Below are 13,239 nucleotides of genomic sequence, written 5' to 3' on the forward strand. Positions count from 1 at the left end.
GACTAGTTTCGTGAGTGTCCATTATAAACGTTGGCCGACTTCGGATCGAAAATTCTGACGGCGACTCGAGGGGGCGAGTCCGGTTACTCGAATGCACCCCGATTACCCGACTTTGCCCCGGTCCCAGACGTTCGTAATCGAATCGCCGTTCGGGGGCGTGTGACTCACGTCTCTCATCGTTCGTCTCGCTTCGACGGGTTTCATGCACACTGGTAACATTCGACAATACATAGCTGTTTCCCTCCGCTCGGAGAGGTACCGATGGACGGGAGAAGACGAATTCGATCCGTTTACTCGAGCGAACCGGACTCTACGGTGATTTCGCCGTCGGCGGTTACCGTCACCAGACACTCGTTGTACTCGAAGGTGACCGATCCGCCGGATCGAAGGCCGTTCGACCGGGGTTCGAACAGTCGCTCGAGCGCGTCGGCGTTGATCGCGTAGTGAAGCGGCTCGAGTTCCGTGACCTCCTCGTCGCAGAACTCGGCGACCGCTTCGGCGACGGCGACGCTGATCGGTTGTGAATCGAGTCGGTTGTACTGTGTAACGTGTTGCTCGTCAGTCGTAAGCGAAGACTCTGTAGTCATTTCGGTCATGGTATTTGCGTATCCCCATACGCGTCTCGGAGACAACGCCCACTTTGCGAGTCGCGGTAAAGAGTTTGACCGTTAACTGTGTAATGGCCGACCTGTGTAGGGGTTAATCAGTTAACCGCCATCAGTGGTTATCTCCGTATCGAACAGCGACGAAAACACCGTCTGCTCGGTCGCGCGGACGTGTTTGTGAAACGCCGGCGGCGAAATATCGAGCGAGGCCGCGACGTCTTCCCCGGTCGTTCGGCGCGGCCACTCGAAGAATCCGCTGTGAAACGCCGTCTGAACGACCTCCCGTTGTCGATCGGTGAACTCCTCGAGAAGCGGCTTCTTGGGTCGCTGGCCGATCGCTGACGAATGCGTCGACGATTTGTCCCGTTTCGAAACCATCGTCGCTTCGAACCCGCGTCGGGTAATACCCGAGATCACTTCACGGACGTCGATCGAGTGAGGGACATCGACCGTCGCTCGCGCGGTCGATCCGTCGGTCCGCAACTCCCGCAACGTGCCGCCGTTTGCCTCGACGATCGAGCCGAAAAACGGCCCCTCGAGGCGGATCTGGACCGTCGCGGAGTCCTCGGTCTCCGCGATGACCGAACCGCTCCGGACGCCCTCGAGCGACGACCACTCGAGCTCGTCGGCGTCTCGAACCGTTCGGACGAAGACGGTCGTCGAGCCGTCGGCCTGCGGAATCGTTCCCTCGACGCGTCCCTCGATGTCGAACGCGTCGACGATGGCGTTTAGGACCGTCCCGGATTCGACCTCGAGTTCGATCTCCGTTCGCTCGGTTTCGCCTACCGGGTTGGTTCGTTTGACCGTATCGATCGCGTACGCGATCGTCTCGCCGAGCTCGGCCAGCATCGACCTGACCGTTTCGTCGAACCCTTCGAACTGGGGTCCGTAGAGTGTCAACACGCCGTAGGTGAACTCGTCGTAGATCAGCGGGACGGCGTAGACCGACTGGAAGTTCCGAGAGAGCGCTTCGGTTCGCCACTCCCCCTTTCGGAGTTCGCTGGCGACGTTTTGGACGTAGGTCGGCTGCCGGGTGCGGACAGTTCGACCCGCAGGCTCCGTCGCCGAGTCGTCGACGGTCGTCACCGACACCGACTCGAGATAGCCGGTTCCGTGTCCGGCGTCCGCTCGAGGAACGACGTGGTTTCCGCCCGGATCCGGCTCGCCGATCCACGCGAACGAACACTCGGTCATCGACGCCAGTCGCTCACAGATCCCGGTTTCGATCTCCGAGCGCGTGTTCGCACGCAGCAGGTGCTCTTCGATCTCCTCGCGCAACTGGCTCGCGCGGTTCAGGCGCTCGAGGCGCGTGTTCTGTCGCTCGAGTTCCTGTTCGCGCTCGCGAAGGCGGTGTGTCCGCCCGATCCGATCCAGCGCGGCCTCGGCGGTCGCGCCGAACAACTGCGCGAGTTCGAACGTCTCCTCGTCGTATCGACCGTGCTCCGTCGACACCGCGGCGAGGACGCCATGATCGCCGAACGGAACGTAGAGGGCGCTTCGAACGTTCGTCGATTCGTCGTACAGCGCCGGGGAATCTCTGATGTCGTCGAACAGCCGCGGCTCGCCGGCGACGAACGTCTCCCAGGCGATGCTGTCACCCGGCGTGAACCGGTCCGGGATTTTGATCGAGTCTTCGATCTCAGCGCCGGAGGCGGCGGGAACGAGCTCGTTCGATCGTTCATCGAAGCGGAACACGACGGTATCGAGATCGAGGACGTCGGCGGCGACGTCGACGATGTACTCGCAGGCCTCCTGTTTCGTATCGACCGAAAGCAGGTGTCGAGTCGCTTCCTGCAGCGCGCTCAAGGTGTCCTCGTACTGCGCTCGCTCCGTGACGTCGACCGACGCATTGATGACCCTGTCGACGGTCTCGCCGTCCATGATCGGCCGGTACCACGTTTCGAATACTCGGTCGCCGATGCGTCGGCGAGAGTGGACGGGGGCGCCCTCGAGCGCCCGCTCCGCGTCGGCACAGGCCGCCTGATACCCGCCGAACTCGTCGAAAAACGATTCGCCGACGACCTCGCCGGGTTCGAGGTCGAGTCGCTCGAGGGCTTTCCCTCTCGAGAACGTGAAGGTTCCCTCGTCGTCGAGGACTGAGACGATCAGGGGGACGTTCTCGATGATGGTCTCGAGGCGCTCGGTCCGTTCGACGAGCGTTCGCTCGCGGTCGACTCGATCGGAGACGTCCCGGAAGTAGATCGAGATGCCGGATTCCGACGGGAACAGTCGGGCTTCGATCCAGCGCTGGTACCGCTCGAGGTAGCCTTCGACCGTTCTCGGCTCCTGACAGTCGATCACGTCGAGGGACTCGGCCTCGAACTCGGTTCCCTCGAGTTCGGGAAAGACGTCGAGGAACTGTCGACCGACGAGTTCCGACCGGTCGAATCCGAGGAACTCCTCGGCGCGGTCGTTGACGTACGTGAACCTGTTCCGCGAGTCGAGCGCGATGAACGCGTCGGTCACCCGTTCGAACGACTTTCGCAGCTCTCGCTCGATTTGCGTACTCTCGGTGCGGTCACGGATCGCAACGGTGACACCGTCGATCACGTCGTCGTCGAGTTCGTTCGTGAGAGCGGCCTCGTGAACGTGCCAGGTGTCGTCGGCGTGCTGGAACCGGTACTCGCAGGTCGTCGTTGCTCCCGGACCGCCCGCGATAACGGACTCGAAGGCCTCGACGAAATCGTCAGCGTCGGCCGGATGGATCACGTCGTCGATGAGTTCGCCGCGACACGCTTCGGGACCGGTGCCGGTAAACCGCTCGATAGAAGGGCTAACGAACCGTTGACACCGATATTCGTCCAGTATCAGTATCGGCTCTCGAGTGTACTCGAGCAGTTTTCGACACAGGCGGTCGCTCGCCGCGTCCGATCGGGACGGCGAACACGCGATCGCGCGCTCGATCCGATGGGCGAGCAGACTCGAGTTCCGCGCGTCGTCGCTTCGAATTACGTCCGTTGCGCCCGCCTCGAGGAGCCGACCGATCTGCGGTTGCTCGTCGTCGACCGAGACGATCACTGGAACCGTCGGGGCGACGCTCTCGAGCGCCGTTCGGTCGTTCGTGAGCAGACAATCGGCGTCCTCGAGGCGCTCTGAGTCGAGTTGATCGACCGGCCCCTCGACCGATAGGTCACTCGACTCGAGCGACGAGACGACCGATTGGGCCCATGGTGACGTACCCGCGACGAGAACGTGGATCGTCGATCGATCGAGATTCGCGATACCACGATTCATACAGGGTGTGAGGGCTCTGGAAGGAAAAGCTTCGCGCCGCTGACGCCGTCGAACCGAAGATCGGGCCGTCGAACGTCTCGCCGATCGCAGTCGTCAGTTCCGCGTCTCGAGCGGAACGTGCTCGACCGCGTACCCCGAATCGGTGCGGTTCACCGACTCGACTTCCCTGAACAGAATCTCCGACTCCATTTTCGTCATCACGGGTATCTCGTAGTTGACGGCCTCGTAGCCGAGGCCGTCGCCGTCGGCCCGTCGCTGGTCGACGAACTCGCGGTGGCGCTCGAGGCGGGTTCGGCCGACGCTCCTCGAGAGCGTTCCGATATCGTCGATTCTGCCTTCGAAGGCCTCGAGGAAGGTGTCCTCGAGTTCGTAGCCGATCGAGTTCCGGCCGGCACACATCGCGGCGAGGGTGGTCGTTCCGGTTCCCCAGAACGGATCGAGCACCGTGTCACCGTATGCGGAGTACATACAGAGCAACCGATAGGGGATCTCGAGCGGGTACGCGCCCGAGCGCTCGCGGACGTCGTCGGGGACGCCCTCGAGGCCCTGCAGTTCGCCTTTGACGTCTGTCCAGACGTCCGTGAACCAGCGGTTGCGCTCCTCCCAAAAGTAGGCGGCTTCGTAGCGCCGGTCCGCGCCTGGTTCGAACGCCCGCCGGTCGCCGCCGTTGCGAAAGATCAGGACGTACTCGTGTTCCAGCGTGACGTACGCGTTGGGTGGGATCATCCCGCTTCCCATGAACTTCGCGGCGCTGTTCGTCGGCTTGCGCCAGAGGACATCCGGGAGTGGATCAAATCCGCGCTCCTCGAACGCCTCCGTTACGCGGGCGTGATTCGGGTAGACCCGGAAGCTGTCCTCGAGCGAGCGGGTCGCGTCGCCGACGTTGATACAGGCGATGCCGCCGTCGACCAGCACTCGCTCGAGTTCGTCCCAGACCCGATCGAGTTGGGCGTGCATCGCCTCGAACGCCGCCTGCCCGTTTCCCGACTCGAGTTCGCTCGAGACGGCCGGATCCAGGTCCGCAAAGAGATCGTCCCACATTTCGATCATCGGGTACGGCGGGGATGTCACGACGAGTTCCACAGAATCGTCGGCGACCGCCCGCAGGTCCCGCGAGTCGTCGACGAACAACCGATGGGTCGTCTCCATTGACACACACTGTCGCCGTTCGCCCCTTAGATCCTTCGTCACCGACTCCGCTCGAGCGCGTTCGCGTCGATCCGAAACGCAGCCGGCGTAATTACTGCTGTGTATTACTATGGATGGAAAATATTAAGCGTCGGCATAGCCTAGCCGGGACCACGCATGACCGAATACGTTTCGACCACGGCGGGGCTGTTCGCGCTCCCCGACTGGGCGAAAGACGATCTCTCGGATCTCAAAGGGCACCAGAAACACGACCTCATCGACGGCGACGAGGGAGGCGAGATCGCCTCGACCTACGAGAAGGCACGCGAGGAAGTCGTCTCCGCCCAGCAGGAGGCCGGTCTCGACCGCATCGTCGACGGCCAGCTTCGCTGGGACGACATGCTCGCACACCCGCTTGCCGTCCACGACGCCGTCGAAACGCGCGGTATCGTCCGCTACTACGACAACAACAACTTCTATCGAGAGCCCGTCGTCTCCGGCGAGCTCGATTTCTCCGGCGACGTCGCCTCCGAACTCGAGACGACCGCCGAACTCGCCGACGGCGAGGATCTGCAGGCGGTCCTTCCCGGTCCCTACTCGCTGGCCGAACTCGCGACCGACGAACACTACGGCGACCACGCCGACTTTCTCGCGGCGATCGCCGACTTTCTCGCCGGCGAGGTCGAAGCCTTCCCCGAGGTCGAAACGCTGTATCTGCTCGAGCCGTCGCTCGTCGAGGACGCTCCCGAAGACGGTCTCGACGAACGCGCGAGCGAAGCGATCGATACCGTCGCCGCCGCGACCGACGCGGATGTCGTCGCCCACCCTTACTGGGGCGCACTCGAGGAGAAGACCTACGCGCACTTGCTCGACGCCGACATCGACGCCGTCGGCTTCGACTTCGTCTCCGAACAGGAGGACAACCTCTACAACATTCAGGAGTACGGCGCGACCGACGACATCTCGCTCGCGCTGGTCGACGGGCAGAACACGCTCGTCGAGGATCCCGAAGCGGTTCGGGACCGAACCGACTGGGTCTTCGACCAGATCCCCGTCACCGACTTTGAAACCGTCTATCTGACGACGAACACCGGAACCTTCCACCTGCCGTACAACAAGCACGAAGCGAAACTCGAGATCCTTGCGGAAGCCGCGGATCTCGCCGAGGTGACAGCCGCATGAGCACGAACCAGAACAAAGATCAGTTCCGACCGGACGGCCACGAAAACGACCACTTCCTGCTCTCGACAGTCGTCGGCAGCTACCCCAAACCGAAGTGGCTCAACCGCGCGAAAGAACTCTATCAGGACGAGGATCACGGATTCGACGAGGACGACTATCAGGAGGCAAAAGACGACGCGGCCCGCCTCATCACCAACGAACACGAGCGCGCGGGACTCGACGTCGTCGTCGACGGCGAGATGCGGCGCAACGAGATGGTCGAGTTCTTCGCCCACCGGATCGACGGCTACGAGTTCAACGGCCCCGTCAAGGTCTGGGGACACAACTACTTCGACAAGCCGAGCGTCGTCAGCGAGGTCGAGTACGACGAGAGCTGGCTCGTCGACGAGTACGAATTCACCGCCGCGGCGACGAACCGGCCGGTCAAGGTCCCGATCACGGGTCCGTACACCCTCGCGAACTGGTCGTTCAACGAGGCTTACGACGACGATGACGATCTCACGCTCGAGCTCGCAGACCTCGTCAACGAGGAGATCGAAAAGCTCGTCGACGCAGGCGCACGCTACATCCAGATCGACGAGCCCGCACTCGCGACCACGCCGGACGATCACGCCATCGTCGGCGAGGCCCTAGAGCACATCGTCAGTGACATCCCCGAAGAGGTCCGCATCGGCCTCCACGTCTGTTACGGCGACTACTCTCGCATCTACCCCGAAATCCTCGAGTTCCCGGTCGACGAGTTCGACCTCGAACTCGCGAACGGCGATTACGACCAGCTCGAGGTCTTCAAAGATCCCGAGTTCACTGCGGATCTCGCACTCGGCGTCACCGACGTCCACGTCGCTGAGGTCGAATCGGTCGAACAGATCGAGCAGAACATTCAGAAGGGACTCGAGATCGTGCCGCCGGAACAGCTCGTCGTCTCGCCCGACTGCGGCGTGAAGTTGCTCCCGCGCGAGGTCGCCTACGGCAAGATGGCGAACATGGTCGAAGCCGCCCGGAACGTCGAGGCGAAACTCGATGCCGGCGAAATCGACATCGAACGCGAATCGCCCGCGCCGGCCGACGACTAATCGTACTGGCAGCGAGACAGAACTCGAACGCGATCTCGTTCGCGGTTTCACTGCGGCATTTCAGCATGTATTTTGCATTGATTTTCCCGGCTCCTCGACTGACCGAGAGTGGGAGAGACACTATATACACGGGAACGGTGTTGGCTTTTCCCGTATGATGCGTATCTACTATGTCGAAGTCGACGGACGAACGGGGCCGAATCTACCTCCCGAAGGACGTCCGCGAGCGGTTCGGTGACCGGTATCGAATCGTCGAACTCCCGAGCCACGTCGCGATCTTCCCCGTCGACGAGGACCCGCTCGAGGGACTCTGAGCCGCCGTTGGAGATGCTTTTGCAGAGACGGAGGCGGACGAGCTGAAAGCGGATGCACGCGAGACGATCTCTCGTGAGGTTCGACCGGAGGCAAAAGACCGGTCACGGGACGGTGAGGAGTGAGCTGTATACGTCGAAACTGACTTTTACACTACACTGCTGAAAGACGACGACTGGTTTCGGGACGCCGCAATTTACGCTCTCGAAGAGCGCGATGACATCCCCCATCTGACATTCGGTACCACTCTCCGACGACACGAGCGTTACCTGGTTACCGCTCCGTCCAAAAACACCCACATACGTGGGGTTCCTACGACGTGACGATGCAAGAAACAGCAGTCGCGAAACGCAAACTCGAGGACGAAGTCGCCGAGAACCGCGACCCTGACCACGACATCGACCCGCTGTTCGTCAACCGCTGGTCGCCGCGTGCGATGACCGGCGAAGCGCTCGCCGAAGACGAGTACCTCCCGCTGTTCGAAGCCGCTCGGTGGGCTCCTTCTGCGTTCAACAATCAGCACTGGCGATTTATTATCGCGACGCGAGAGGACGACGAGTGGGACCAGTTCGTCGACCTTCTGAACGAGGGCAACGCTTGGGCCGAAGACGCTGGCGTCCTCGCGGTCGTCGTCTCCAAGACGACGTTCGACCACAACGGTGAACCCGCGCCGGTCCACTCCTTCGATACCGGCGCGGCGTGGCAGAACCTCGCGCTCGAGGGCGCGCGTCGCGGCCTTGCGGTCCACGGAATGGCCGGGTTCGATTACGAGCGAGCCGCCGAAGTGCTCGAGGTTCCCGACGAGTTCGATGTCGAAGCGATGTTCGCGGTCGGCGAGCGCGCACCGCCCGAAACGCTGCCGGACGAACTCGAGGAGCGAGAAGAGCCGAGCGGCCGGAAGCCCCTCTCGGAGATCGTCCACCGCGGCGGGTTCGAGTAACGGATGTAGGGCGAACGGACAGATTTCGGTGTCGACGTTCAAGCGGATTTTCGATTCATACCGGCGTGCTGTGTACGCTGATCGTACGTGATTCTATTTTCCCCTTACAGCCGTCATTCGGGTTGTTCGTACTCCCTACCTCCGGAAAATTATTTACCCAGGATATAGTTGTCTCTCCCTGCATCATGACAAATAATGACACACTCGGGTCCGATGAAACGGACGCGTCCCGGCGCACCTTCATGAAAGCGGCCGGGACTGCGACGGCGACCTCGGGCGTCGCCATCGGATCGAACACCGTTGCAGCCGGCGAGAAGGGAGACCGGATGAACGCACGAGGAATCGATCAGTTGCTCGAGGAGCTAACGCTCGAGCAGAAGGTCGGACAGATGACGCAGGTCGCGATCGACAACCTCGGCGAGGGGTTCGGTCCCGACACCGCGTTCAACGACCACGACGACATCGACACGCTGGGGGAACTCTTTACCGAACTCCACGTGGGCTCGATCCTCAACGGCGGCGCGACGGGGCCGACGTTCGACGGCGAGGAGTTCGTCGCGGGACTCAACCGGCTACAGAAGTTCACCGTGGATCACACCGATCCCGCGATACCCTTCATCTGGGGCTGTGACGCCCTGCACGGGAACACCCTGCTCGAGGGCTGTACGAGCTTTCCACAGCGGCTGAACATGGGCGTCACTCGCGACATCGATCTGGTCGAGAGCGCGGCGACCCACACTGGTGGGGAGATCGCGGCGATGGGCGGCCACTGGATCTTCGGACCGACCCTCGACGTCCTCCGCGATATGCGCTGGGGCCGGTTCTTCGAAGGCCACAGCGAAGACTCGATGCTGCTCGGCGAGATGGGGAAAGCCCGTGCCCGCGGCTTCCAGCACACGGGTCGGGTCACCGCGACGGTCAAACACTTCGCGGGCTACGGCACGCCGAACACCGGCTCGGACCGGACCCACGCCCGGACTTCGATGCGGGACCTTCGAACCAGGCAGTTCGACCCCTATCGGCGCGGACTCGAGGAGGCCAAGACGGTGATGGTAAACAGCGGTGCGGTCAACGGCAAGCCAGCCCACGTCTCGCGCTGGCTCCTGACGACCGTGCTGCGTGACCGGTTCGGCTTCGAGGGCGTCGTCCTGACCGACTGGGACGACTTCGAGCGGCTGATCAGCAACCACGAGTACCTGCCGGATACCGACGAGGGCTGGCGGGAGGCCGTCAGACGGGGTATCGAGGCCGGCGTCGACATGCACATGTGCGGCGGGGCGGTCGCACCGACGCGGTTCATCGATACCGCCGTCGACCTCGTCGAGAGCGGCGAGCTTTCGGAAGCCCGAATCGACGAGTCGGTCCGGCGCATCCTCGCGCTCAAGGCCGATCTCGGACTGTTCGAGGAGCCGCTCGTGCCGGAAGACGAGATCGGTGACCTCGTCGGCGGCGCACAAGATGTCTCCGAGCGCCTCGCGAAGGAGTCGCTGGTCCTCCTGCGAAACGAGGAGGAGACGCTGCCGTTCGAAGGCGTCGAGAACCTGCTGCTGACCGGTCCCGGCGTCCTCGAGGGAACGAAGAACCGGTTTCTGATGCAACACGGCGGCTGGACGCTCGGCTGGCAGGGAATCGAGGATGGCAACCTGACCGAGGACGGCCCGCGCCCGCGCCAGAACACGATCGAGGGTGAACTGAAATCGCGGCTCGGCGACGGGTTCACGCACGTCCCGACGGAGTACGATCCGGCCGCTTTTGAGAGCCTCTACGAGAACTTCGACAACGGCTTTTTCGACGTGACCGACGAGCAGGAGGCGGCGGTCCGCAAGGCCGCACCCGGCTCCGACGCGGTCGTCGTCGTTCTCGGCGAGGGAACGCACAACGAGGGCTTCGGCGATCGGGACAAGATGCGGTTTCCACCCGCCCAGCGCGAACTCGTCGAACTCGTCGACGCCGAGACGGACGACGACACCCCGCTCGTCGGCGTGATCCTCGCCGGAAGCCCACGCGGCACGGCTGAGACCTTCGAGCACCTTGATGCGGTCGTGTTCGCCGGCCAGCCGGGTAGCGATACCGGCGTCGCGGTTGTCGACACACTCTTTGGCGACTACAACCCCTCGGGGAAACTCCCGTTCACCTGGGAAGCAAACGTCGGGCACGTGCCACAGATTTACGACGAGTACCCGCCGCGTCACCCCGACAGCGCCGGCGATCAGATGGTCCAGTACGAGTTCGGTCACGGCCTCTCCTACACCGACTGGGAGTACTCCGATCTGTCGCTGTCGACCGACGCCGTGAAAGACCCCGCGTCGACGCCGACGATCACCGCGCAGGTAACCGTCCACAACACGGGCGACACGGACGGCGAACACATCGTCGAGGTGTACAACACCGAGTCCTACGGCTCCGTGCTCCAGCCCCACCGACGGCTGATGGGCTTCGAGCGGGTGTCCGTAGCCGCTGGCGACAGCGAAACCGTCTCTCTCGAGCTGGATCTGTCGACGCTCGAGGTCGTCCCCGGTGACGTGCCCGGCTGGCGCTCGAGAGTCGTCGAAGCCGGGGAGTACGAACTCACGGTCGGCTCCGACTGGGGCGTGAACGCGAGCGGCGAGGACGGCGGTGAGACGGCGACGCTGACCGTCGGAAAGACCGCTTCGATCACCGACCCCGAACCGACGCCGGGTCGCTACGACATCGACAACGACGGCGACGAGGACTTCGCGGACGTGATGGAACTCTACCGGAAACTCAAGCACCGGCGCTGACTGGTACACGCCGACAGCGCTCACCGTGCACCCGATACGATCTGACTGGCACCCCGCGGCGCTGGCTGGCACACCTACGGTGTTGCCCGCGCACCCGACCCGATGGCGCTAACTGGCGCACGCGAACCGATATTTCTTATGCGCTGACTCGGGCACTCCCCATAATGCAACTCGAGACGAGTTCCTGGACCGAGGTAGAAGAGACAGCGCCGACGACCGCGCTCTTGCCCGTCGGCAGCACGGAACAACACGGCCCGCACGCGCCGGTCGGTACCGACACGATTATCGCGCGGGCGATGGCCGAGGCGGCAGACCGCGAGTCGACGGCGGATTCGGTCGTGCTGCCGACGCTTCCCGTCGGCGTCGCACCGTACCACGGACACTTTCCTGGGTCGCTTTCGGTTTCGCCCGAGACGCTCCGCAGCTACGTCCGCGACGTCCTCGAGTCGCTGTCTGACTCGAGCGTCGAGCGGGTCGTGTTCGTCAACGGCCACGGGGGCAACGGTGGGACGCTCGGGAACCTGGCCCGCGAGGTCGCCGACGCTGCGGAACTCGACCTCGAGGCGTTCCTCTGGGAGTGGATGCGCGCCGTCGACGAACACGTCGGCCACGCGGGCGAACTCGAGACGGCCGTCTTGCTCTACCTGTGTCCCGACGACGTCGGCGACCCCGTCGCCGGCGATGCCCTCGAGTGGGACGACACGGTCGACGGCGGCGTCGGTCACCGGTTCACGGAGGAGTTCAGCGAGAACGGCGCGGTCGGAGATGCAACCGAAGCGACGGCAGAACAGGGCGAAGCGGTGTTCGAGACGGCGGTCGACGCGCTCTGTTCGTTTCTGGATCGGATCGAGTAATTCACCCCCGACACCACAACGTTCCCCGTTCGATCGCCGCGACCGCCGCATATTCCTCGGCGGCGGCCGAACGGCGAACCGACATGCCTTCCGAGATGACCGCCCACGTGATCGAGGAGTACGGCGATCCGGATGTCTTCGCGGAAACCACGCGCGACGTTCCGGAACCAGACCCCGAAGAGATTCGCGTCGAGGTCGTCGCCTCGAGCGTCAACCCCGTCGACTACAAGATCCGACAGGGTGCGATTCCCGATTTCGCGCCCGACCTCCCCGCGACGCTTCACTGTGACGTGTCCGGCGTCGTCGACGCCGTCGGCGCGGATGTCACGCGGTTCGAGGCGGGAGACGAGGTGTACGGAATGCCCGGTGGCGCGGGGCGGCAGGGCTCGCTCGCCGACTACGTCGTCGGCCACGCGGGAACCTTCGCTCACGCTCCGAAGTCGATACCGCTCGAGGAGAGTGCGGCGCTCCCGGTCGTCGCGCTCACCGCCTGGGAGATGCTCGTCGAGAAGGCGACGGTCTCGCTCGGCGACGACGTGCTCGTCTACGGTGCGACGGGTGGCGTCGGCCACGTCGGCGTTCAGGTGGCGGACTGGCTCGGCGCGCACACGGTCGCGACGGCCTCGAGCGACGACAAACGCGAACTCGCGAGCGCGCTCGGAGCGGACGCAACCGTCGACTACACCGCAACCGAGGTCGAATCCTACGTCGCAGAACACGCGAGCGACGGGGGCTTCGACGTCGTCTTCGATCCAATCGGCGACGATCACATCCAGACGGCCTTCGAGGCCGTCCGACCGTACGGCACCGTCGTCACGACCGAGTCGAGTTCGACCCAGGACCTCTCGGCGATGCACCAGCGCTCGCTCGAGCTCGGCGTCGTGCTCGTTATCCTCCCGGTCTTGCTCGGCGAGCACCAAGGACGGATCGGCCGCGAACTCGCGGATATTGCCACGCTGGTCGACGACGAAGTCATCGAGCCGCACATCGACGACCGATTCGCCTTCGAGAACGTCGCCGAGGCGCATCGACGCGCCGAAGAAGGGGATTTCACCGGCAAGATACTGCTCGTCAACAAGTAATCGACTCGCCGTTGGCTACGCTGGAGTGATCAACTCGACGTTCATCTCGCTGGAATAATCGACTCGC

Annotated in this window: 9 protein-coding genes and 1 pseudogene; 7 read left to right on the top strand and 3 right to left on the bottom strand. The window is 63.5% G+C overall.

Annotation, left to right across the window (positions count from 1 at the left end; genetic code table 11):
* Positions 1-290: 290 nt before the first annotated feature.
* From EL22_RS08440 to EL22_RS08450, 3 genes are all read right to left on the bottom strand, one after another.
* Positions 291-596: a HalOD1 output domain-containing protein gene (locus tag EL22_RS08440; protein ID WP_050051068.1), complete on the bottom strand. Its 306-nt coding sequence runs from the start codon at positions 594-596 to the stop codon at positions 291-293.
* Positions 597-707: 111 nt separating this feature from the next.
* Positions 708-3,839, bottom strand: a complete 3,132-nt coding sequence (locus EL22_RS08445; RefSeq protein WP_050051069.1) for a GAF domain-containing protein — start codon at positions 3,837-3,839, stop codon at positions 708-710.
* A 93-nt stretch (positions 3,840-3,932) separates the two neighbouring features.
* Entirely contained in the window at positions 3,933-4,988 is a 1,056-nt protein-coding gene (locus tag EL22_RS08450) for a site-specific DNA-methyltransferase (protein ID WP_050051070.1), read from the bottom strand.
* A 156-nt stretch (positions 4,989-5,144) separates the two neighbouring features.
* On the opposite strand from EL22_RS08450, the gene EL22_RS08455 reads away from it, so the two are divergent.
* The 7 genes and pseudogenes from EL22_RS08455 (at position 5,145) to EL22_RS08485 (ending at position 13,172) form a co-directional block, all read left to right on the top strand.
* Positions 5,145-6,149 (top strand): 5-methyltetrahydropteroyltriglutamate--homocysteine methyltransferase, encoded by a 1,005-nt coding sequence (locus EL22_RS08455; protein ID WP_050051071.1) that lies wholly within the window; start codon positions 5,145-5,147, stop codon positions 6,147-6,149.
* Positions 6,146-7,222, top strand: coding sequence for a methionine synthase (locus tag EL22_RS08460; protein ID WP_050051072.1), 1,077 nt, complete (start codon positions 6,146-6,148; stop codon positions 7,220-7,222). The genes EL22_RS08455 and EL22_RS08460 overlap by 4 nt, the downstream gene beginning before the upstream one ends.
* Positions 7,223-7,392: 170 nt before the next feature.
* Positions 7,393-7,659 (top strand): annotated as a pseudogene (locus EL22_RS08465) (AbrB/MazE/SpoVT family DNA-binding domain-containing protein).
* Between the two features lie 200 nt (positions 7,660-7,859).
* Entirely contained in the window at positions 7,860-8,474 is a 615-nt protein-coding gene (locus tag EL22_RS08470; protein ID WP_050051073.1) for a nitroreductase family protein, read from the top strand.
* 185 nt (positions 8,475-8,659) lie between these two features.
* Positions 8,660-11,236 (top strand): glycoside hydrolase family 3 N-terminal domain-containing protein, encoded by a 2,577-nt coding sequence (locus EL22_RS08475; protein WP_050051074.1) that lies wholly within the window; start codon positions 8,660-8,662, stop codon positions 11,234-11,236.
* Positions 11,237-11,400: 164 nt separating this feature from the next.
* Positions 11,401-12,090, top strand: a complete 690-nt coding sequence (locus EL22_RS08480; protein ID WP_050051075.1) for a creatininase family protein — start codon at positions 11,401-11,403, stop codon at positions 12,088-12,090.
* 83 nt (positions 12,091-12,173) lie between these two features.
* On the top strand, positions 12,174-13,172 hold the full coding sequence (locus EL22_RS08485; protein ID WP_050051076.1) for a zinc-binding dehydrogenase: 999 nt from the start codon (positions 12,174-12,176) through the stop codon (positions 13,170-13,172).
* Positions 13,173-13,239 lie beyond the last annotated feature (67 nt).

Origin of the sequence: Halostagnicola sp. A56 (assembly GCF_000691505.1) — an archaeon.
In the GTDB taxonomy this organism is placed as follows: domain Archaea; phylum Halobacteriota; class Halobacteria; order Halobacteriales; family Natrialbaceae; genus Halostagnicola.

Bases quoted from the DNA above. Each gene is read 5' to 3' on its own strand.
- EL22_RS08440 (WP_050051068.1), bottom strand. From the start codon at position 596: ATGACCGAAATGACTACAGAGTCTTCGCTTACGACTGACGAGCAACAC.
- EL22_RS08445 (WP_050051069.1), bottom strand. From the start codon at position 3,839: ATGAATCGTGGTATCGCGAATCTCGATCGATCGACGATCCACGTTCTC.
- EL22_RS08450 (WP_050051070.1), bottom strand. From the start codon at position 4,988: ATGGAGACGACCCATCGGTTGTTCGTCGACGACTCGCGGGACCTGCGG.
- EL22_RS08455 (WP_050051071.1), top strand. From the start codon at position 5,145: ATGACCGAATACGTTTCGACCACGGCGGGGCTGTTCGCGCTCCCCGAC.
- EL22_RS08460 (WP_050051072.1), top strand. From the start codon at position 6,146: ATGAGCACGAACCAGAACAAAGATCAGTTCCGACCGGACGGCCACGAA.
- EL22_RS08470 (WP_050051073.1), top strand. From the start codon at position 7,860: ATGCAAGAAACAGCAGTCGCGAAACGCAAACTCGAGGACGAAGTCGCC.
- EL22_RS08475 (WP_050051074.1), top strand. From the start codon at position 8,660: ATGACAAATAATGACACACTCGGGTCCGATGAAACGGACGCGTCCCGG.
- EL22_RS08480 (WP_050051075.1), top strand. From the start codon at position 11,401: ATGCAACTCGAGACGAGTTCCTGGACCGAGGTAGAAGAGACAGCGCCG.
- EL22_RS08485 (WP_050051076.1), top strand. From the start codon at position 12,174: ATGCCTTCCGAGATGACCGCCCACGTGATCGAGGAGTACGGCGATCCG.